Origin of the sequence: Gilliamella apicola (assembly GCF_000599985.1) — a bacterium.
Taxonomy (GTDB): domain Bacteria; phylum Pseudomonadota; class Gammaproteobacteria; order Enterobacterales; family Orbaceae; genus Gilliamella; species Gilliamella apicola.
Map to the genome: position 1 here is coordinate 2,493,189 of NZ_CP007445.1, position 21,075 is coordinate 2,514,263.

The 21,075-nt window shown below is 33.8% G+C and carries 20 protein-coding genes; 7 read left to right on the forward strand and 13 right to left on the reverse strand.

Annotation, left to right across the window (positions count from 1 at the left end; all coding sequences use genetic code 11):
• Positions 1-2: 2 nt before the first annotated feature.
• Genes GAPWK_RS11215 through GAPWK_RS11235 form a run of 5 tightly spaced genes read right to left on the reverse strand, consistent with a single transcriptional unit; the run spans position 3 to position 1,887 of the window.
• A complete protein-coding gene (locus GAPWK_RS11215; RefSeq protein ID WP_025316321.1) occupies positions 3-386 on the reverse strand; it encodes a DMT family transporter in 384 nt (127 codons plus the stop codon).
• Entirely contained in the window at positions 386-742 is a 357-nt protein-coding gene (locus GAPWK_RS11220) for an EamA family transporter (protein WP_025316322.1), read from the reverse strand. Before GAPWK_RS11220 ends, GAPWK_RS11215 begins: the two co-directional genes overlap by 1 nt.
• Positions 730-1,164: a zinc uptake transcriptional repressor Zur gene (zur, locus tag GAPWK_RS11225; protein WP_025316323.1), complete on the reverse strand. Its 435-nt coding sequence runs from the start codon at positions 1,162-1,164 to the stop codon at positions 730-732. The genes GAPWK_RS11220 and zur overlap by 13 nt, the downstream gene beginning before the upstream one ends.
• A gap of 23 nt (positions 1,165-1,187) precedes the next feature.
• Positions 1,188-1,457 (reverse strand): RnfH family protein, encoded by a 270-nt coding sequence (locus tag GAPWK_RS11230; protein ID WP_038517504.1) that lies wholly within the window; start codon positions 1,455-1,457, stop codon positions 1,188-1,190.
• A 1-nt stretch (position 1,458) separates the two neighbouring features.
• Positions 1,459-1,887 carry a type II toxin-antitoxin system RatA family toxin gene (locus GAPWK_RS11235; protein ID WP_025316324.1) on the reverse strand — a complete coding sequence of 143 codons (429 nt, stop codon included), beginning with the start codon at positions 1,885-1,887 and terminating at the stop codon, positions 1,459-1,461.
• A 68-nt stretch (positions 1,888-1,955) separates the two neighbouring features.
• Here GAPWK_RS11235 and smpB point away from each other — a divergent pair, with 68 nt between their 5' ends.
• Positions 1,956-2,438 (forward strand): SsrA-binding protein SmpB, encoded by a 483-nt coding sequence (smpB, locus tag GAPWK_RS11240; RefSeq protein ID WP_025316325.1) that lies wholly within the window; start codon positions 1,956-1,958, stop codon positions 2,436-2,438.
• 35 nt (positions 2,439-2,473) lie between these two features.
• Here smpB and GAPWK_RS11245 read toward each other — a convergent pair whose 3' ends face one another.
• The 3 genes from GAPWK_RS11245 to GAPWK_RS11255 are packed head-to-tail and all read right to left on the reverse strand — an operon-like array spanning position 2,474 to position 5,915.
• On the reverse strand, positions 2,474-3,472 hold the full coding sequence (locus tag GAPWK_RS11245; RefSeq protein WP_025316326.1) for a substrate-binding domain-containing protein: 999 nt from the start codon (positions 3,470-3,472) through the stop codon (positions 2,474-2,476).
• A gap of 15 nt (positions 3,473-3,487) precedes the next feature.
• A complete protein-coding gene (locus GAPWK_RS11250) occupies positions 3,488-4,606 on the reverse strand; it encodes a glycoside hydrolase family 172 protein (RefSeq protein WP_025316327.1) in 1,119 nt (372 codons plus the stop codon).
• A gap of 58 nt (positions 4,607-4,664) precedes the next feature.
• Positions 4,665-5,915: an oligosaccharide MFS transporter gene (locus GAPWK_RS11255; RefSeq protein WP_025316328.1), complete on the reverse strand. Its 1,251-nt coding sequence runs from the start codon at positions 5,913-5,915 to the stop codon at positions 4,665-4,667.
• A 349-nt stretch (positions 5,916-6,264) separates the two neighbouring features.
• Here GAPWK_RS11255 and GAPWK_RS11260 point away from each other — a divergent pair, with 349 nt between their 5' ends.
• The 5 genes from GAPWK_RS11260 to GAPWK_RS11280 all read left to right on the forward strand — a co-directional run bounded on the left by GAPWK_RS11260 (position 6,265) and on the right by GAPWK_RS11280 (position 12,749).
• A complete protein-coding gene (locus tag GAPWK_RS11260) occupies positions 6,265-7,542 on the forward strand; it encodes an MFS transporter (protein WP_025316329.1) in 1,278 nt (425 codons plus the stop codon).
• A gap of 104 nt (positions 7,543-7,646) precedes the next feature.
• A complete protein-coding gene (locus GAPWK_RS11265) occupies positions 7,647-8,564 on the forward strand; it encodes a GntR family transcriptional regulator (protein WP_025316330.1) in 918 nt (305 codons plus the stop codon).
• A 113-nt stretch (positions 8,565-8,677) separates the two neighbouring features.
• Positions 8,678-10,117: a tagaturonate reductase gene (locus GAPWK_RS11270; protein WP_025316331.1), complete on the forward strand. Its 1,440-nt coding sequence runs from the start codon at positions 8,678-8,680 to the stop codon at positions 10,115-10,117.
• Between the two features lie 27 nt (positions 10,118-10,144).
• Positions 10,145-11,161 (forward strand): zinc-binding alcohol dehydrogenase family protein, encoded by a 1,017-nt coding sequence (locus GAPWK_RS11275; RefSeq protein ID WP_025316332.1) that lies wholly within the window; start codon positions 10,145-10,147, stop codon positions 11,159-11,161.
• Positions 11,162-11,231: 70 nt separating this feature from the next.
• Entirely contained in the window at positions 11,232-12,749 is a 1,518-nt protein-coding gene (locus GAPWK_RS11280; RefSeq protein ID WP_025316333.1) for a UxaA family hydrolase, read from the forward strand.
• Between the two features lie 96 nt (positions 12,750-12,845).
• Here GAPWK_RS11280 and GAPWK_RS11285 read toward each other — a convergent pair whose 3' ends face one another.
• From GAPWK_RS11285 to GAPWK_RS11305, 5 genes are all read right to left on the reverse strand, one after another.
• The gene (locus GAPWK_RS11285) at positions 12,846-14,162 is read right to left on the reverse strand and encodes a glycoside hydrolase family 28 protein (protein WP_086271795.1); all 1,317 of its coding nucleotides are present in this window, start codon (positions 14,160-14,162) and stop codon (positions 12,846-12,848) included.
• 114 nt (positions 14,163-14,276) lie between these two features.
• Positions 14,277-15,776 carry a UxaA family hydrolase gene (locus GAPWK_RS11290; protein WP_025316335.1) on the reverse strand — a complete coding sequence of 500 codons (1,500 nt, stop codon included), beginning with the start codon at positions 15,774-15,776 and terminating at the stop codon, positions 14,277-14,279.
• Positions 15,777-15,789: 13 nt separating this feature from the next.
• Positions 15,790-17,253, reverse strand: a complete 1,464-nt coding sequence (locus GAPWK_RS11295; RefSeq protein WP_025316336.1) for a tagaturonate reductase — start codon at positions 17,251-17,253, stop codon at positions 15,790-15,792.
• An 18-nt stretch (positions 17,254-17,271) separates the two neighbouring features.
• On the reverse strand, positions 17,272-18,684 hold the full coding sequence (gene uxaC / locus GAPWK_RS11300) for a glucuronate isomerase (RefSeq protein ID WP_025316337.1): 1,413 nt from the start codon (positions 18,682-18,684) through the stop codon (positions 17,272-17,274).
• A gap of 68 nt (positions 18,685-18,752) precedes the next feature.
• Positions 18,753-20,021, reverse strand: a complete 1,269-nt coding sequence (locus tag GAPWK_RS11305) for an MFS transporter (protein ID WP_025316338.1) — start codon at positions 20,019-20,021, stop codon at positions 18,753-18,755.
• Between the two features lie 241 nt (positions 20,022-20,262).
• Between GAPWK_RS11305 and exuR the strand changes: the two genes are divergently transcribed.
• Positions 20,263-21,045: a transcriptional regulator ExuR gene (exuR, locus tag GAPWK_RS11310; protein ID WP_025316339.1), complete on the forward strand. Its 783-nt coding sequence runs from the start codon at positions 20,263-20,265 to the stop codon at positions 21,043-21,045.
• Positions 21,046-21,075 lie beyond the last annotated feature (30 nt).

Below are 21,075 nucleotides of genomic sequence, written 5' to 3' on the forward strand. Positions count from 1 at the left end.
ACCTATTTTTTGCATTGTAATTTTTGTTCAGCTAAAGCTAAAAATACAATACCAATAATAATACATAGCCCACCAAGTAACCGAGTTAATGTCACTTGCTCATTAAACACAATTACCGAGACTAACATAACAGTCACTACTTGTAGATGTGAAGCAGCAAACGCTGGCCCTACTGGCGCTTTTTTTAATAAAACCATCCAAGTCATAAATGCGCCAGTATAGCCTAAGATGACTAAATAAGCCCAACCATGACTAAAAATACGGATTAACCAATCAAAACTAATTTCGAATGGTAAAGCTGATAATGCGGTTAATTTGAAATTAGTTTGACCAAACGTATCAAAAAATAACAATAAGATAAAACCGATAATGTAAAATTTTTTCATTAGGTAAGTCCTACTAATATCACGCCGAAAGTAATAAAAAATATACCAATAAGACGAAATGCTGTTAGATGTTCTTTGAATAAAATTCGTCCAGCAACCATAACCGTAATGATATTAAACGATCCTAATAAAATACCTTGCGATAATGGAACTTCACTCAAAAACGCCAGCCAAAAAATAAAGCCAACAAAATAAGTGCCAAACCCTAACCAGAGCCAAAAATTACCAAATAATTTTTGCCAATAGTGTAAGCCTTGTTGATGTTTTGAAGTTATTGCAGCATATTTAAAAGCAATTTGTCCGACAGTATCACAAAATAGATTTACTAACCAAAGAGTAATAATTAAGGCTGACATGGCTGACAAATTCCATGGATTTCAAGCACACTATGTTTTATTAAAAAGTCACTTTGTAGCGCTAATTGCTTAAGTTGTGTTTCGATATCTTGTGAATGTTTTTCAATAATCTGTTGACACTTGTCACAAATAAACAGTATTGAAATATGCTCTGGATCATGAAAATGCGGACAAATAATAAAGCTATTAGACGATTCAACTTTATGGATAAAACCTTGTTCAAGCAAAAACTCTAAAGCACGATAAATTGTTGGCGGCTTTGCTTGTGGTTCACTGACTTTAAGCAAATCTAAAAGATCATATGCACTCATTGCCTTATTTGCTTTCAACATGATGTCTAACACAGTTCGACGCTGTGTTGTCAATTTAATGCCACGCTTCTTGCATAAAGTTTCAATTTTTTCAATTAGCAGATTATGCATTATGTTTCCTTTGCCTTAATAAATTATTTTTTTGCTGCTCTTTTTCGTCTTATTTCTTTAGGATCATTAATTAATGGACGATAGATTTCGATACGATCGCCATTTTTCACTAAATCATTAAGATCACAACGTTTGCCATAAATACCAATCAAGTGTTCATCTAATTTTATCTGACATATCGATAAGATATTGGATTTTGTGATTGCTTGCAAGACATTCGTTTGCTCATCAACATCACAATTAATTATTGTTGGATTATTAGGTAGCGCATAAACAATTTGAATACTATTCATCTTAATAAATCTGCCTTGCTCTTTGTGAAAATGCATTAACCATATTAGACATCACCTCTTTAAATACTGGAGTGAAAGCAATATCAAGTAACTTATTTTTAAATTCAAAATTCAACTCAAAACTAATTTTACTTTTGTTTTCTTCTAATGAAGTAAATTGCCATTTTCCCGATAGGTATTTAAACGGGCCGTCTAACAAACTCATTTCTATAGAATGAGGCTGATTAATTTTGTTTAATGTCGTAAAAGATTTCTTAAAACCTAATTTTTCAACTTCAATAAATGCCGCCATTAAATTATCTTGTTTCCTGATGATGCCGGTTGCTATACAATCGGGTACAAATTCTGGATAGAGAGTAATATCATTGACCAAAGCAAACATTTGCTCAATTGAATAAGGCTCGATAACCTCGTGAAAAACATGTGCCATAATAATAAAATAAAAAAATTTAAAATTAGTGGCATATAGTATCACGTAACTATATAATATCGCACATTATGACTAAGAAAAAATCACACAAGCCGGGTTCGGCAACTATAGCATTAAATAAACGCGCACGCCATGAGTACTTTATTGAACAGGAAATTGAGGCAGGATTATCCCTGCAAGGCTGGGAAGTAAAATCATTGCGTGCAGGTAAAGCCAATATAAGTGATAGTTATGTATTATTTAAAAACGGTGAAGCATGGTTATTTGGTGCAACAATTACGCCACTGAATGTTGCGTCAACACATGTGGTATGTGAACCTATGCGCAATCGAAAATTATTATTAAATGAGCGTGAACTCAACTCATTATTTGGTCAAATCAATCGCCAAGGTTATACCGTCGTTGCTCTTTCTTTATATTGGAAAAATGCTTGGGCAAAAGTAAAAATTGGTGTTGCTAAAGGTAAAAAAGAGTACGACAAACGCACTGATATCAAAGAGCGTCAATGGCAGGTTGATAAAGCCCGTATTATGAAAAACGCTAATCGTTAATCATTGTGTAATTAATCCTTCACGTAATGATCAATCTAATGATGGCGTATTATTTGTGGTTTGATAAAAATTTCATTGTTTTTTAACTCCTTAAAGTTAAGTAAATCATCGATCACATCCACACAAACATGTGCCATACTTTGAAAATCCTGCGCAATTGCATCAATTGGATAATAAGAGTAATCTAAATAAATGTTGTAGTCATAAGAGCATATACAAATCTCTTTCGGATCTAGCTTTATCTCAACTAAATAACTAAGCACTTCTTGTAATAGATTTCCTGACGGTGTAAAAATCGCTTTTGGTAAGCGCCCTAATTTATTATGTAGATTTTTAAGCAATTCGTATCCTTTATTTGGACAATAGTCATCACTCACTAACCATTCTGGATTAACAGCTAAACCGGCATTATTAAGACCTTGTTTAAATCCTTTAAGCCTTGCATCAATCGATGTGAGTTGCGTGTCACAACCAATAAAATAAAATTCATCTAATTGTTTGGCATAAGGTTGAATTAATTCAGCAACCGAATCCAATGATTCACTTGTGATAAAAGGTAAGGAGGTATCTTTAAGATAACGATCAAAAAACAGCACTGGAGTATGTTGGTTAATACTCACATAAAAATCATCACTGTCTAAAGATGTCACTACAATCATTGCATCAACTTTGCGCTCAACTAAATTTTGGGCGACATTAACTTCGACCTCTTTATTATAATGACTACAAGTAATTAATAATTGAATATTTTTTTGCCTAAATGATGCCTCTAAATGATGTAAAAACATTGAAAAAAAAGAATTCGACATATCCGGAACAATAACGCCTACCGTATTGGTACTGTTGGCTTTTATTAAATATTGGCGAATATGTGATTGATCACTGTATTGCTGAGCAATGGCTAATACCCGTTGTCGCGTCTGCGGTGAAATACGATATTTTTTGTCTCGTTTATTAAAGATATGACTGACGGTCGTTGCCGACACGCCAGCCAAACGAGCAATATCATTAATTTTTAATTTATTACTCGCCATTTACTACTCTCTTAATTATCGTGGTGTACGTTGTTGTTTATTCGGGAATACCGGATTATGGTTTTCCGATGGGCTTTGATACCAATAAGCAACACTGGCAATATCATCGCAACGTTCATATAATCTTATATCATCATTACCAATTTGTTGAAAAGCAAGTTTGATATTTTTATGGAACGCAATTGGATCTGGTAAATGCCAACGATATAAGCCATGCATTGGTAAGCTATCATCACCAAAACCGTGTACTGGGTTAGAATCTCCAGTTTGGAAAAAGTCACGCGTTGCATCACGATTGGTTTGATACGGATACCCCATAAACAATGTTTGGAAACATTTCGCTTTTGGCCGACCTTGACTATCGCGGTTATGAAATGCCCATGCGCCACCAAAATAGTCTTCTGAGCCAGTTGAATGCTGAGTTGGATAATCGCTATCACCATCTAGATAGAATTTAAACTCACCTTCCCCCCACCAATAGCGCTCAAGAGCGGTCAATGCTAAGTAAGTACCAACATAATAGCCATGACCTTCAACATTGTCTAATATTACATAGTCTTGTGCATAATTAGTGACGCGCTGTCTACGCCATTGTGCATGGAAATAAAGCGGTGCTTCAAACGGTTTTGGCATAATGGCATAATTAATAGTAAAGAAGAAATGTTGTAAATCAGCTTCATGCTCATTTTGAATTTCAATGCGCGCTTTTTTATTAAATGGCATTCTAAAATAGCTATTAAAACCACCTGTTGGATTAACAACAATTGGCACTGAATTAATATCACACCTAGCCCCAAAACCATTACAGAAAAAATCACCAATTGGACTTTCAACAGAAGGAACTTTTTCATCATCCCAATAAATTCGAATCACTACATCACGAAGTACAAAACTACCGCGATGTGTTCTGTCGGTTAAGGTAAACCACATATGACGAATTTCGGCGGGACCTGTGATCTCAGCAATTGTTACCGTTTCACCTGCTGGAATCGAAATACAACCTTGTCCTTTACGGCTTGGACCTAATGCGCTACCTTTCATACAAGATTTACCTTTTTCACCGGTCATATTTTCTGGCGAAATGGTTCGAGTTTGTTCGAAGTGAAATTGTGTTACAGAATTATATATGTTCATTGTGAATCCTTACTAACGTTATTAAATTCTATTAATGAAAATTGAAAACAGCTTTAATTTATTTAACTTCTGGCTTATCTTCGATATTGACACTTTTTCTATCACGACTTAAGAAGAAGATGGCAAAAATCATAAAGCCTAATACAACTAAACCAAGATTATTAAATGTTGTTGCTGCACCTGCTTTATCATAAAAATCACCAACTAAAGTTGAAAATAAAATGACCCCTACTGAACCTGCAACTTGATAACCAATTAAAAAAACAGTCGCAGATAATCGAGCATTAAAGTTATTATCAATATATTTGAACACTGAAACCAAAATGGTTGAAATTTCTAAGCAGTGCATAAGTTTAATTACTGAGATAATTGCAATGCTGCTTACATGACCCGTTAAGAAGATACGAGAAGCCGAAACAAATGCGGCAAAAATCAATGCGTTTTTTGCACCGACACGATTCACCACAAATGGTACACAAAACATAACTGCAGCTTCTAAAAAGACTTGGAATGAATTTAAAATACCATACAAGCGATATCCATCATTGACATCTTCAAATTGTTGTGTGAAATAAACAGGGAATAACTGTTGATCATAAATATTATAAAGGCTGTAAGTTCCGAGCACATAGATAACAAATATCCAGAATTTTTTAAGGGTAAAAACAGAGAGGATCTCATTAAAACTAAGTTTATCCTTTTTTTGGAACACGGCTTCGGTTGATTTGCTTAAATCAGGCTTGAAGTTGAGGTTAAGAATCATGAAACAAACACCAACACCCGATGCTACCCAAAAATTAAGGTGAGGATTAATACTAATCAAAATACCCGCAATAAAGGTACCGACAGCATAAGCAATACATCCCCATGTTCGACACTGGCCAAACTCAAAACCAAACGCCCGGCTGATTTTTTCGCAGTAGGAATCAATTAACCCCATGCCAGCAATCCAACCAAATCCTAAAAAGAAACTACCGAAAATCACACCAAGATAAAAATTATGGCGCAATAGTGGTTCATACACATAAATTAATGCTGGAGCAGCGCAAGTAATAATAATACTTTGAAACCAGACGAGGTGTTTTTTTAACACTAATTTATCTTGATAAATACCATACATAATCATAATGATTAACGAAATAAAGTAGTTAAACGAATAAATAATGCCGGTCTGTTTTGCGCTTAAGCCTATCTCCTTACTTAGCCATATCGCATAAAAAGAAAAAACAAAACTTCCCGCTGCGTAATACATAATGCTATAAAACGAGGCAAACCAATAAGTTGGTTTTTTATAAAATGCAGTAGTCATAATTTATCCTATAAAGAGTTAAGTACGCATTTGAGTATGAATAGCTAAAAATTTAGCTTTAACGCCTTTATTAGATAAATGTGATCAACTTCAAAATTATTTTATTCAACTTAAAAAATATAATTTGTTAACACAGTAATAATTATAAAAAACAGATAAAGAACAGAAAAATATTATCCCTACCACAATCAAAGAAATAATTCCTCATCTAAATAAAATTATTTTTTAATATCAAAGTAATCATTATTAAAGAAATTACTTATTCGAAGATACCCCTTATTAGTTCAATTATTAATAATGATAATTTAACGAATATATCATTTAATCATTTGTAAAAAGAGGTTTTTTTATGCCTAAACAGAATAGTCGTGTAAGATTTCATATAGCAATACTTATGCTATTTGCCATAATAATTAACTATTTAGATAGAACTGTAATGTCTGCTGCTGCACCAATTATTGCTACAGATTTGGATATTTCACCAGAAGCGATGGGGTGGATAATGTCAGCATTTTTCTTAAGTTATGCTTGTTGCCAAATACCTGCTGGCTTTCTGGCTGATAAATTTGGACAGAGAAAAACTTTAGCAGGTTCAGTAACATGGTGGTCATTAGCAACTGGAGCAACTGCATTAGCTACATCACCTGTTGGTTTTATTTTTGCTCGAGTATTTATGGGCGTTGGTGAAGCCGCAGCATACCCTTGTAATGGTGGTATTACTGCAAAATGGTTTCCTGATAGAGAAAGAGGACGTGTAACTTCATTATTTGATAGTGGTTCAAGATTTGGAACCGCCTTTGCAATGCCACTTGTTGTTTGGATCATTGCGTCTTGGGGATGGCATGCTGCATTTTTTATTTGCGGAGGATTAGGGCTAATTTGGGTTGTTTGGTGGTTATGTGTCTATCAAGATCCTGAACAACACCCACATATAAGTGCAGCTGAACTTAAATATATTCGAGATGGACAAGTAAAAAAAGAAGGAATAGACAAAATACAACCAATGAAATGGTATCAGTTATTAAAATACCGTAATGTAGTTGCTATGTGTATTGGATTCTTCATGCTTAATTATGCTGTATATTTTTTCATTACTTGGTTTCCTACTTATTTAATGAAAGAAAGAGGTTTAAGTCTTACAGAAATGGGCTTTCTAGCTATGTTACCTCCTCTATGCGGAATAATTGGACAATGGGTTGGCGGATGGTTAACTGATTTTATTTATATAAAAACAAACAATATTAATGTTGCCAGAAAAGTAAATTTAGTTTGTGGTATGCTAATTGCGACTTCAATTTCGCTTGCTGGATTAGTAGATTCTATAACAATTATGATGGCATTACTTTGTATATCTTATGTTGGATTAGCCTTTGCTGGTTCAGCAATCTGGTGTTTACCTGGAGATATTGCGCCAAGAAACATGACATCAGTTTTAGGTGGAATTCAAAATACAGTATCAAATTGCGGTGGTATTTTAGGGCCGATTGTAACAGGTTACATTATTGGGGCAACAGGTTCATTTATGTACGCTTTAGTTGTTTCTGGATGTGCTTGTGCAATAGGAGCACTTGTATATTTATTATTATTAAAAGATATTAAGCCAATAACAGCCAATCAATCTATGTAATAACATATAAAAATCAACCATTATGTTTGAAATTTCTACCAAAAATATTTGGTAGAATTTTCATAAACTCAACTTTTTATAATAAAATTATTGAGAAACGTAATATGGGCAGAAGTCAAACGTTAAGACAAAATACAATTAATCAATTTATTGATTGCATTAATAATAAAATATTATCTTTTCCACTTCCTTCTATATCAATTCTTGCCGATGCCTTCAATGTAAGTCGCACGACAATTAGAGCTGTATTAGATTATTTATGTCAAGTCGGAATTTTAGTATTTGAGGAAGGAGAATATCGTCAACTAAGACAACCAACTTCAGATGATAAAATTGCTTGTGTATTTGAAAAAAGGGATATTCAAGATAAAAAATTTGAGAGCTATTTTTACCATTTAATCAATAGTAAAAAAATACTCCCTGGAGATTATTTTAATGAAATTCAATTAGCTAAAGATACAAATGTTAGCCCATTTGTGGTTCGTGAATTTCTATTACGATTTCTACATTATGGACTAATTAATAATGTAAAGAAAGGCGAATGGAAATTAGAAACATTCGCTAATGACTATGCTGAAAAACTATATGAATTTCGTTGTATATTAGAAGTATTTGCCCTTAAAACATTTATGGCTCAACCGGATGATCATATCAATTGGATTAAAGCTAAAGAGTTATTAGAACGGCATAAAAAACTCCAAACAAATATACAACATGAATATACGCTATTCTCAAATCTTGATCGAGATTTTCATGAACTAATTTTATCTTGTAATAACAACCCTTTTTTTATGCAATTTTTTGATTTAATATCCGTCATATTTCATTTTCATTATCAATGGGATAGTAGTGATTTAAAGCAACGAAATAGTATCGCTGTATCTGAACATATTGCGGTATTAACGGCAATTCTACAAAAAAATGAGCAGGCTGCTACAACAGCATTATGTCGACATTTAAACACAGCAAAAAAATCAATGCAGGAATCAATTGGAAGAACATCATCAATAAAAAACAGATAAAAAACAAAAAAATTATATCTTCAACACGAAACCATTAAAAAAAAACATCGCATTATTTATCATCTTTTATAGTTCTCTTTATCTACCAACAAACTAGATAAAGAGAACATTATATGAATAAACAATTAAATCGAACTAATTTCCCTGGACCTGTTTATCCCGAAAAAATCATTCAATTTGGCGAAGGTAATTTTTTAAGAGCTTTTGTTGATTGGATTATAGATATTCTTAACGAGAAAACTGATTTTAATAGTGGTGTTACGATTATAAGACCAATAGACACACATCAACCATCTATCAATGAACAAGACGGTCTTTATACCACAATTATCCGAGGTATTAACGAGCAAGGTGAAACAATAGCCACCCCAAGAATCATTTATAGTATTAACAAAGAAATATTAATTTATAAAGAATACCAACAATTTTTAAAATCTGCTGAAAATCCTGAATTAGAATTTATATTTTCAAACACTACTGAAGCGGGTATATCGTTTAATAGTAACGATAAAATAAGTGACACACCGCCATCTTCATTTCCAGCTAAATTAACTTCTTTTTTATATCACCGTTTCCAATTTTTTAAAGGTGAGGAAAGCAAAGGGTTAATTATAATTCCATGTGAACTTATTGATTATAATGGAGATAAGTTAAAAGAATTAGTTCTTAAGTATGCACAATTATGGAAACTAAATGATGATTTTGTCACATGGATAAATGAACATAATACTTTTTGTTCAACATTGGTCGATCGTATAGTAACCGGTTATCCAAAAGACGAAGCGCTTCAAATTGAAAATAACCTCGGCTATCAGGATCGTTTTTTAGATACAGGTGAATATTTTCACTTGTTTGTGATTCAAGGTCCAAATTGGTTAAAACAAAAATTAAAGTTAGATCAAGTAGATCTCAATATAATAGTTGTTGAAGATATAAAACCATATAAAGACAGAAAAGTTGGAATTTTAAATGGTGCTCATACAGCCATGGTACCTGTTGCCTATCTTTCTGGTTTTAGATCTGTAGGTGAAAGTATGAACGATCCTCAAATTGAAACGTTCATTAAAAATTTACTTAACAAAGAAGTCATACCTACACTATCATTAAATAAAGAAGAGTTAGAAAAATTTGCTGACGAAGTCTTAAAAAGATTTAAAAATCCATTCATAAAACATGAATTAATGTCCATTTCATTAAATTCATTAACAAAATTTAAAACTCGTTTATTACCACAATTATTGACATATAGTCAAAAATTCAAAAAACCACCAACTTATATCTCATTTTCATTAGCTGCGCTTATTGCCTTTTATCAAGGGGAATATCAAGGTCAACCTATTGAATTAACTGATGATGCTCATTTACTAGATAAATTTAAACAATGGCAACCTCTCTATAAAAATGACATAAAAACACTTGTTACTAATATTTTAGGACTAAGTGAACATTGGGATCACAATCTAAATGAAATTGATGGGTTAACAGACTTAGTAACTGAATATCTTGAAAAGATTCTATCAAGCGATATCAAAAATTTTATCCCACAAAATTAAATTATAGGAACAAAAAAAATGACTAAAATGAAATATATTGAAATTCCTGAACCAGGTAAGGTTGAAGTAAAGGAAATGGATAAACCTGTATTACAAAAAGGAGAAGCCATTCTAAAAGTACTATATGGTGGAATTTGCGGTTCTGATATGGGAACTTATAAAGGAACATTCCTTTATGCTAGCTACCCTAGAATTCCTGGACATGAATTTTCAGCGGAAGTAGTTGAAGTTGAAGAAAATGATTATGGTATAAAACCAGGTATGATTGTTACAGCAAACCCTTATTTTAATTGTGGAAAATGTTATTCATGTCGAAGAGGATTTGTTAACTGTTGTACTAACAATCAGACACTTGGAGCACAACGTGATGGTATTTTTCGACAATATTATAGCATGCCAATTGAACGTATTTATGATGGTAAAGGCTTAGATGCACTAACATTATCAATGATTGAACCATTCTGTATTAGTTATCACTCAATTCAAAGAACATCGGTTAAACAAGGTGATAGAGTATTAGTTGTTGGTGCTGGGCCTATTGGATTATTTGCAGTAATGGCAGCAGTATTAAAAGGGGCTGATGTATATGTTAGTGATGTAATGCAATCAAGATTAGATAAAGCGTTATCGCTTGGCGCAAAAGGAATTATCAGAACAGATAAGGAAAATTTTGAAGAACGTGTTAAATCAATCACTAATGGAGACGGGTTTGATGTTTGCATTGAATGTGTAGGATTACCTCAAACATTCCAAAATTGTATTGATGCTGCCGCATATCGAGGTAGAGTCGGCTTAGTTGGAGTAAGCAAACAAAAATTAGACTTTGCCTTTACTCAAATTCAGACAAAAGAATTAGATATTTTTGGCTCTCGTAACGCATTGAAAAAAGATTTCGTGGAATTAATAGATTTAGTCAGTTCAGGAAAATGTGATGTCAAAAAAATCATTACTGATATTTATGAGTTAGATAATTCTGAAAATGCTTTCAAAGAAATGAGAGATGATCCAAGTAACCGATTAAAATCTGTAATAAAAATAAATTAAATACTCTTTTAATCATTTCCGTTACTTAATAATAAACAGTAATGGAAATGAATATTTAAAGGAAGAAATAATGAAAAAAACAATTAAAATTAATAATAATGATAATGTTATTATTGCATTAGAAGAATTGTATCCGGGCGATAAAGTAATCTACCAAGACTCAAAGAATCATAACGAAATTACAATATTACAAAATATACCTTTTGGACATAAAGTAGCTATTAAACCAATAAAAATAGGTGAAAACATTATTAAATATGGTTTTCCAATAGGGCATGCAACACAAATCATTCAAGCAGGAGAACATGTTCACACATTTAATATAAAAACAAATCTTGCCGAACTTAATCAATATCAATATCAACCAGTTGATGAAATAATTACAACTTCATTACCTGACAGAGAAGTTAAAATATATCGGAGAGAAAACCATGATGTCGGAATTAGGAACGAATTATGGATTATTCCAACTGTAGGTTGCGTAAATGGTATTGCCAATCAGATACGAAAACAATTTTTGTCCGAAATTGAACAAGATATTTTACAAAACCCATCATTTTTTGATGGTATTCATTTACTTTCTCATCCTTATGGCTGTTCTCAGTTAGGTCCCGACCATCAAGCAACTAAAAAAATATTACAAAACATGGTTAAACATCCAAATGCCGGCGGTATTTTGGTGATCGGTTTAGGTTGTGAAAATAACCAACTAAATGCTTTCAAAGAGAGTCTTGGTGAATATAATAATAGCCGAGTAAAATTCATGATTGCTCAAGAAGTTGAAGATGAAATTCAACAAGGTGTAAGTTACTTGCATGAACTATACCAAACAATGAAATCAGATAAACGCGAAATAGGTAAGTTAAGTGAACTCAAATTTGGACTTGAATGCGGTGGTTCAGATGGTTTATCTGGTATCACAGCTAATCCTTTATTAGGAAAATTTTCAGATTATGTTATTTCTCATGGAGGTACCAGCGTACTCACAGAAGTACCTGAAATGTTTGGTGCAGAAACGATATTAATGTCTCATTGTGTTGACTCATCAGTTTTTGAAAAAACAGTGAGCATGATTAATAATTTCAAACGATATTTCATGTCATATAACCAACCAATTTATGAAAATCCTTCTCCAGGGAATAAAGTTGGTGGAATAACAACACTTGAAGATAAATCTTTAGGTTGCACACAAAAAGCTGGAATGAGTAAAGTTATAGACGTTTTAGAATATGGTGACATGCTTGAAAAATCAGGACTTAATTTGTTATCTGCTCCGGGCAATGATGCTGTTGCGACAGGTGCTTTAGCAGCTTCAGGTTGTCATATGGTGTTATTTTCTACAGGTAGAGGTACACCTTATGGAGGAATAGTTCCTACAGTTAAAATATCGACAAATTCAGCACTTGCACAAAGAAAAAAACATTGGATAGACTTTGATGCAGGTCAATTAGTCAATGAAATAAAAATGGATCAATTACTTGAACAATTCATTAATTTAATTGTTGATATAACGAATGGAAAACAAACATGTAACGAAATTAATGAATTTCGTGATTTAACAATTTTCAAAAATGGCGTTACTGAATAGATCTAATCAATAGAAAAAATAACCGCTTTTGTAGCGGTTATTTACCAAAAATCAACCTTCTTTCAAATAGAATTTAGAAGATCATCTATAATGTGCTCAAACTTTCAATTTAATTAATTTGCCATCCTGCTTCACAAATGACTGATTAACATAAACGTCAATACTATTTTTAACACAAAGCGGTTCACTTACAACGTTATCAACAATAACGTTATTAAACAAAACACTTTGGGTATTTTCGATAAAAAATCCTTTACCAACCTCTGGTTTAACACCTTTGAACATATCAACTTCACCTGCCTTGGCATTAATTTGCATTGATATTCGAATATTATCAAACGAAATATTGGCAATTGGCGATTCAGGAATACCATATAAAAAACCAGCATAGGCTCGTACATTTTTGGCGATAATGTTTGAAAAACTAATATTATGGCAGGCTGGCGTTGCTTCATTTATTGGCATCAGATCTTTATTCCAAACAATTGGATCGTTACCTTTTGGTCCGCAGTAATAGTAATAGTTCATTACAAAGGCTGATAGTACTTCATCCATAACAATATTACTAAAAGTAATATCTGAAATGGTACCACCGCGACCTCGACGTGTTTTGAATCTCACACCTCGATCTGTTTTTTGAAATACACAGTTAGTAATAGTGACATTACGAATACTACCACTCATTTCACTACCCAATACTACCGCGCCATGACCATGAATCATGTTACAGTTAGTAATTAAAATATTTTCGCAAGGGCTTTTATCTGCTGTTTCCTCAGTACCCGCTTTAATTGCGATGCAATCATCACCCACATCAATATAGCAATTTGAAATTCTGACATTACGGCAAGATTCAGGATTAATACCATCGGTATTAGGTGAATCTGCTGGATTTAAAATCGATATATTATCAATCACTACATTATTTGACTCCATTGGGTGGACTGTCCAACTTGGAGACTGGGTTAAAAAGACTTTTTCAATAGTTATACGTTGGCAAAAATCAAAACCGATTAAGTAAGGTCTTGGATACTTTAGGGCATCACGATTATGACGGAAAGTATGCCACCATTTAGCACCATTGCCATCAATTTTACCGCCACCGGTGATAATGACATTTTCAAGATGTTGACCGTAAATACAAGGCATATAGACATCTTGTTTTACCCCCTCCCAACGTGAATGCACGATTGGGTAATCTTGTTCATTATCTGAAAATAATAAAGTCGCATTCTGTTCAATAACTAAAGTTAAATTACTGCAAAGCTTGATTGCGCCTGTTAGATAAGTTCCAACCGGAACGATAAGCGTTCCACCACCTTGTTGTTCTATATGTTGTATTGCATTGGCAAAAGCAACTGTATTAAGTGTTTTACCATTACCTATTGCACCAAAATCTTTAACAGATACCATTGTCATTGTTGCTTCCTTTTGCATTTTAGTGCGAACCGTTGCCCATTATAGATTACCGTTCGCATTGTTATTTGGATAAGTAGGCTGGTTAATTTTAGCCTTGAATGGATAGTTTTAAAGAGTTACACCACTTTTTAATATCGCTAGATTTCTGAAATTATTTATCTCATTGCGTGTTTGCTGACCATTAGCAACCAGTACGATATAGTCAATAAATTCAATTAATAACTGTTGCATAGAAGTACCCTCAATGAGTTTGCCAGCATTAAAGTCAATCCAATTTACTTTTTTGTCTGCTAATTGTGTATTAGTCGCAATTTTCACCGTTGGTACGATTCCACCATAAGGAGTTCCGCGACCTGTAGTAAATAACACCATATGACATCCTGCTGCTGATAAAGCCCCTGTAGCCACGGCATCATTACCAGGCGCACTGAGTAAATTGAGTCCATGCTTTGTTAGCCTTTCACCATATTTTAAGACATCAACCACTTCACTTCCGCCAGCTTTTTGCGTACAACCGAGGGATTTTTCTTCTAAAGTTGTGATTCCACCTGCTTTGTTACCTGGAGACGGATTTTCATAAATAGGCTGATTGTTTGAGATGAAATACTGTTTAAAATCGTTGATCATAAGCACGGTTTTATCGAAAGTAGGCTCATCAACGCAGTGAGACATCAAAATATTTTCTGCACCGAACATTTCAGGTACTTCAGTAAGAACACTGGTTCCTCCATGGGCAATGACATAATCTGAAAACAGCCCTAGCATCGGATTGGCGGTTATCCCTGAAAAACCATCTGATCCGCCACACTCTAAACCAAATTTTAATTCGCTTAACCGCCCTACTTCGCGTTTGTCTTGCTTCATAATGGCATAAAGTTCTCTTAGCAGCGTCAATGCACAAGCAACTTCATCGGCTTCTTGTTGAGCAATAAGGAATCTAACACGCGACTCATCATAATCACCAAGATCGGCTTTAAATTCTGAGATTTGATTATTTTCACATCCAAGTCCAATAACTAATACAGCCCCCGCATTAGGGTGTTTAACAAGATCTTGTAATATTATTTTGGTGTTTTTATGATCTTGTCCAAGTTGTGAACAACCATAAGGATGTTCAAGTACGGTAATGCCATCAATTTCTAATTGATTATTGAGTTCATCACAAAACTGTTTAACAATTTGCTGCGCAATACCATTAATACACGTTACCGTTGGTATAATCCAAAGTTCATTACGGATACCAACTTCACCGTTTTTTCGGCGATAAATGTTGACTGGTTTATCAGCTATTTCATGCAGCGACTGATTTTTGGATAAATTAGATTGATACTTATAATTATTAATATCATTTAGATTGGTTTTTAAATTGTGTGAATGAATATGCTCACCTGTTTTAATTAAACAAGTGGCATGCCCTATTGGTAAACCATATTTAATAATATTTTCATTAGCCTCAATATCTTTAAGGGCAAATTTATGCCCTTGTTTGATCGCTTGTGGTAAATCGATGGCGTTTCCATCGATTATAATATTATCTTCATGTGCTTCTATATCAGATAATGCCACAGCGACATTATCTTCATTGTTAATTTTTATAAATTTTACCATTGCTCCACTCATTTTATTTGCTACCAGTAACACATTTTTCAATTGCACTGCGCATACCTTCTTGAGTAATGACAGTTAAATATTGTGTTAATGTTTGTGCTAATTGCGGAATATTTAGCAAATCGCAATCCCAATGAGCACTATCACTAAGTACTGTTTCCACTAATTGTGCGAGTGTTTCATTACCATTACTGACATTGGTCCAGCCAGTACTAAAGCGTTCTAACCAAATTGCATCGTCTTGTAATGGATAATTTTGGTTATTTCTTACACCTCGGTAAAAAGCAATTAAAGCAGCAAAAGAAAAAACTAAATGCTTAGGTAATGCACTTTTTGCTTTTTGGTAAGCAAGCAATTGCGGAAGTATACGTGTTTTAAATTTGGTCATACTATTTAGAGCAATTGACATTAGTTGGTGCTCAATAAATGGATTTTTAAAACGATTGATAACTGACTGCGCAAAATCAACTAATTCTTGATGTGGCAAATCTAAAACTGGAATAATTTCATCAAAAATTGTCTCTTTAATATATTCTAAAATTTGCGAATCATTCATTGATTCGCCTACCGTATCAATTCCAGCTAGATAAGCGACTGGAACCAATGCTGTATGCGCACCATTTAAAATTGCAACTTTACGCTCTTTATAAGGTTTAATATCATCGACAATTTTGATATTAATGTTGCACTTATCCAAATTCAATTTTTGCGCTAGCCATTGTGGACCTTGGATAACAAAAAGATAGAAATATTCTGCTGAATCAATAAAGTTATCTTTATAACCTAATTCCGATTCTAATTCAGAAATTTGAGCTTTAGGATAACCAGGGACAATTCTATCAACCAATGTTGAGCAAAATACATTATCGTTTTCTAACCAACTGATAAATTTGTCTGACAAATTCCACTGGTTAGCATATTTTAAGACCAATTTTTTTAGAGCATCGCCATTATAATCAATTAACTCACATGGAATAATGATTAAACCACTCTCTTTGCTACCAGAAAAATGGTTAAATCTTTCATATAAGAAAGCCGTTAATTTAGCTGGATAGCTTGTAGCAGGTTGGTCTGTAAGTTTATCGCTTTCAACATAGCTGATACCAGCTTCAGTGGTGTTAGAAAAAATAAATTGAATATTAGGATCTTTGGCTAATGCAAGATACTGGTCATACTGTGTATAGACATTTATCTCACTATTAACGGAACGAATCATCCTAAATTCTTTTACTGTTTCATTGCGTTCATTTAATCCACGAATTAATGTGGTATATAAACCATCTTGAGTATTTAATGATGGTGGAAAGTCTGTATTTAGTGGGCGAATAATTGCTACACCCGCATCAAGATCGGTTTTTTCATTTAAGATATCCAATTGCCAATCTAAAAATGCACGTAAAAAATTACCTTCGCCAAATTGTACAACACGCGTGGTGTATTTAGCGCCTGGGAAATCAATTCTGTTCAATGTTTTCATTACTATTACTCTAATATATTAATTTAATTCGATACCAAAATAGTTTTTCGCATTATCAAAACTAATATTTTTGACCATTTGACCTAATAACTCGATATCACGAGGTGCTTCACCATCTTCTACCCAACGACCAATCATACGACATAAAATGCGTCTAAAATATTCATGACGAGTATAAGAAAGGAAACTGCGGCTATCGGTTAACATTCCAACAAAACGACTTAATAAACCAAGTTGAGCCAGTTGAGTCATTTGGCGAATCATGCCGTCTTTTTGATCGTTAAACCACCAGCCTGAACCAAATTGCATTTTGCCTTGTATTCCTTCTCCTTGGAAATTACCTATCATCGTACCCAAAATCTCATTATCAGATGGATTTAAGCAATAGAGAATTGTTTTAGGTAGAGCATTTTGTTTAGCTTGTGCATCTAATAGTCGGGATAATGGTTGAGCAATAGGTGAGTCATTAATAGAATCAAAACCAACATCAGGTCCCATTAGATTAAACATTCTTGAATTGTTATTACGTAAAGCGCCAATATGATATTGCTGAACCCATCCACGTTTGTTGTATTCGCTGCCTAAATAAATGATAACCGCAGTCTTGAATTGAGCGACTTCTTTCGAAGTTAGATTTGCTCCAGTTAGTCGTTTAGTTAAAATTGCATCTAATTCTTTTTCTGTCGCTTCTTCATAAACCACCGTATCTAAGGCGTGATCAGAAACTTTACAGCCATGTGCAGCAAAATGATCCATACGTTTTGCTAACGCCTGACAAAGTTGGTGGAAACTTAAGATATTAATATCCGAAACAGCTGATAATTTTTCGATATAGGATACAAAAAATTCAGAATCTATATTAAACGCTTTATCTGGTCGCCAACTTGGTAAAACTTTAATATCAAATGAACTATCTTGAGCAATGGTTTTATGGTGAACCAAATCATCAATTGGATCATCAGTTGTGCCGACCATTTTTACGTTCATTTTTTTCATAATGCTACGTGCAGTAAATTCTTTAGTTTCAAGCATTGCATTACATTTGTTCCAAATGGTTTCAGCGGTGGTTGGTGACAACAAAATATCATCGATGCCAAATGGTCTACGTAACTCTAAGTGAGTCCAATGATAAAGTGGATTACCGATTGTATGAGGCACAGTTTCGGCCCAAGCTTTGAATTTTTCAAAATCATTTACCTCGGTGCCAGTACAAAATTTCTCCGGCACACCATTAGTACGCATGGCACGCCATTTGTAGTGATCGCCTTTTAACCAGATGTCGTACAAATTTTTAAATTGATAATCTTGTGCAATTTGTTCTGGTGGTAAGTGGCAGTGATAATCAAAAATCGGCTGTTGTGCCGCATAATTGTGATAAAGTTGACGAGAAAATTCAGTATCAAGTAAAAAGTCTTCAGTTAAAAAACGCATATTATTCTCCATAAACCGTTTTAATATATTGAATTGCACATGCCAATAACATGCGCAACTCGATTAATTTATTGTTGCTCAGTTGTTGATGGTGCTTTTAAAATTGTCCATACCGCTAACGCAGCTAAAAGGTCAAGGCAACTTAAAATTACAAATAATGGGCTAAAACCAACAGATTCCGCAAGTGCTCCCACAATTAAAGCAAAGATAGTACTAGCAAGCCATGCTGCCATACCTGTAAAACCATTAGCAGTTGCAACTTCATTGCGACCAAATACATCGGATGATAATGTAATCAATGCACCCGATAATGCTTGGTGAGCGAATCCACCAATACAAAATAAGAAGATAGCAACATAAGGATTTGCAAACAGCCCAATTAACCCAGGTGCAATCATTAATACACCACCAACAGTAACAACTAATTTGCGCGAGTTAATCAAACTGACGTTAAAATATTTTTGGAAAAATGGCGCCATATAGCCACCGAGTATACAACCAAAATCAGCAAACAACATTGGCATCCAAGCAAAAATCGCAATCTGTTTTAAGTCAAAACCATAAGCCGTAGACATAAATAATGGGATCCATGCGTTAAAAGTTCCCCATGCAGGTTCAGCTAAAAACCTTGGAATGGCAATGCCCCAAAAGCGACGAGTACTTATGATTTTATAAGCAGGTAATTTTGTAGTGTTTGATGTTTGGTGACTAACTTCTTGCCCAGATAGAATGTATTTTCTTTCTTCTTCTGACAATCGTTTTTGGTTAGTTGGATGACGATAAAGAGCGAACCAAAATAACCCCCAAATAAAGCTAAGTAAACCACAAATAACAAACGCTAATTGCCAACTGTGTAACCATATTGCTCCGGCAACTAATGGCGGTGCGATCATTGCTCCAACGGATGATCCTAGATTAAACCAACCAACAGCGATTGACCTTTCTTTTGCTGGAAACCATTCACTTGTTGCTTTTAAACCAGCAGGGATCATAGCCGCTTCGGCAGCTCCAACCGCTCCACGAGTAAACGCAAGACCCACCCAACTGCCAGAAAATGCAGTACTAATACAGAAGATTGACCATAATAACGCAAATACCGCATAACCTACGCGTGTGCCTAGTAAGTCAAGAACATACCCCGCTACAGGTTGCATTACGGTATAACAAGCTGAATAAGCAGCAACAACATATGAATATTGTTGAGTTGTCATACCCATAACTTCATTAAGCACAGGGGCAGCAACTGCAATTGAATTTCGAGTTAAATAACCAAGAATTGTGCCAATAGTCACTAACGCTATCATATACCAGCGAAGATTTTTTATTGTTTTGTACATTTTATGCTCCATAAACATTATGAATTTTGGCGCATATTAACATGTCAGTCAACTTAAAAAGTTGACATACATCACAGAACATAACATATAACCACAATAAAAATGCGGTTGCTAATTTGTCCGTCTTATTGAAGAAATATCTGACAAGGTACAAAATTTTAATTCAAGCTTGTTTAACTCTAAGCAATTAGATGTTATTTTAAGAACCAAACTCGAATTATGGAATTACTCAAAAATTATTATGATCCAAGAACAAAATGAACATCAGCGTCTTTATCAAGTTATCGCTACCGAATTAAAAAACCGGATTATTAATGGCATTTATCTTGTAGGCAGTAAATTACCGTCGGAAAGACTCATTTGTGAAGAATTAAAAGTCAGTCGTTCGGTAGTAAGAGAAGCGATTATAATGTTAGAAGTTGAAGGTTTTGTTGATGCTAGAAAAGGCTCTGGTATACATGTTATTGCCAATAAACAGCAAACCATAAATATAATTGCTGACTCACATGGACTGAATTTTGCTACAACAGGGCCTTTTGAATTGTTACAAGCTCGTCAATTAATTGAAAGTAATATTGCAGAGTTTGCTGCAACTCAGATCACAAAAGATGATATTGTTAATCTATTAGAAATTCAACACAATGCAAAAAAAGAAGATCATTATCGTGACTCTAATTGGGATCTTAAATTCCATACACAAATTGCCATGATTACGCGTAATACGGCCTTAATAACTATTGTTGAAGAAACATGGCGACAGCGAACATTAAACCCTTTATGGAAAAAACTCCATGAACATGTCCAGCAACAAGATATTGAAAGCTGGTGGGAAGAACATGATAAAATTCTTGAGGCATTAATCAATCGCGATCCTAAAGCTGCTAAACTAGCTATGTGGCAACATTTAGAAAACACAAAAAAAATGTTATTTGATGCAGCGAGTGAAGATTTTGAAACTAAACGCGATCACTATCTGTTTTCAGATAACCCTGTTGTCAGTATTAATGAAAATGAATTTGAATAACTATTCTACTTCTTTATGCCTTATTAACTA

Coding starts and splice junctions, on each gene's coding strand:
- GAPWK_RS11215 (WP_025316321.1), bottom strand. CDS start 386: ATGAAAAAATTTTACATTATCGGTTTTATCTTATTGTTATTTTTTGAT.
- GAPWK_RS11220 (WP_025316322.1), bottom strand. CDS start 742: ATGTCAGCCTTAATTATTACTCTTTGGTTAGTAAATCTATTTTGTGAT.
- zur (WP_025316323.1), bottom strand. CDS start 1,164: ATGCATAATCTGCTAATTGAAAAAATTGAAACTTTATGCAAGAAGCGT.
- GAPWK_RS11230 (WP_038517504.1), bottom strand. CDS start 1,457: ATGAATAGTATTCAAATTGTTTATGCGCTACCTAATAATCCAACAATA.
- GAPWK_RS11235 (WP_025316324.1), bottom strand. CDS start 1,887: ATGGCACATGTTTTTCACGAGGTTATCGAGCCTTATTCAATTGAGCAA.
- smpB (WP_025316325.1), top strand. CDS start 1,956: ATGACTAAGAAAAAATCACACAAGCCGGGTTCGGCAACTATAGCATTA.
- GAPWK_RS11245 (WP_025316326.1), bottom strand. CDS start 3,472: ATGGCGAGTAATAAATTAAAAATTAATGATATTGCTCGTTTGGCTGGC.
- GAPWK_RS11250 (WP_025316327.1), bottom strand. CDS start 4,606: ATGAACATATATAATTCTGTAACACAATTTCACTTCGAACAAACTCGA.
- GAPWK_RS11255 (WP_025316328.1), bottom strand. CDS start 5,915: ATGACTACTGCATTTTATAAAAAACCAACTTATTGGTTTGCCTCGTTT.
- GAPWK_RS11260 (WP_025316329.1), top strand. CDS start 6,265: ATGCCTAAACAGAATAGTCGTGTAAGATTTCATATAGCAATACTTATG.
- GAPWK_RS11265 (WP_025316330.1), top strand. CDS start 7,647: ATGGGCAGAAGTCAAACGTTAAGACAAAATACAATTAATCAATTTATT.
- GAPWK_RS11270 (WP_025316331.1), top strand. CDS start 8,678: ATGAATAAACAATTAAATCGAACTAATTTCCCTGGACCTGTTTATCCC.
- GAPWK_RS11275 (WP_025316332.1), top strand. CDS start 10,145: ATGAAATATATTGAAATTCCTGAACCAGGTAAGGTTGAAGTAAAGGAA.
- GAPWK_RS11280 (WP_025316333.1), top strand. CDS start 11,232: ATGAAAAAAACAATTAAAATTAATAATAATGATAATGTTATTATTGCA.
- GAPWK_RS11285 (WP_086271795.1), bottom strand. CDS start 14,162: ATGGTATCTGTTAAAGATTTTGGTGCAATAGGTAATGGTAAAACACTT.
- GAPWK_RS11290 (WP_025316335.1), bottom strand. CDS start 15,776: ATGGTAAAATTTATAAAAATTAACAATGAAGATAATGTCGCTGTGGCA.
- GAPWK_RS11295 (WP_025316336.1), bottom strand. CDS start 17,253: ATGAAAACATTGAACAGAATTGATTTCCCAGGCGCTAAATACACCACG.
- uxaC (WP_025316337.1), bottom strand. CDS start 18,684: ATGCGTTTTTTAACTGAAGACTTTTTACTTGATACTGAATTTTCTCGT.
- GAPWK_RS11305 (WP_025316338.1), bottom strand. CDS start 20,021: ATGTACAAAACAATAAAAAATCTTCGCTGGTATATGATAGCGTTAGTG.
- exuR (WP_025316339.1), top strand. CDS start 20,263: ATGATCCAAGAACAAAATGAACATCAGCGTCTTTATCAAGTTATCGCT.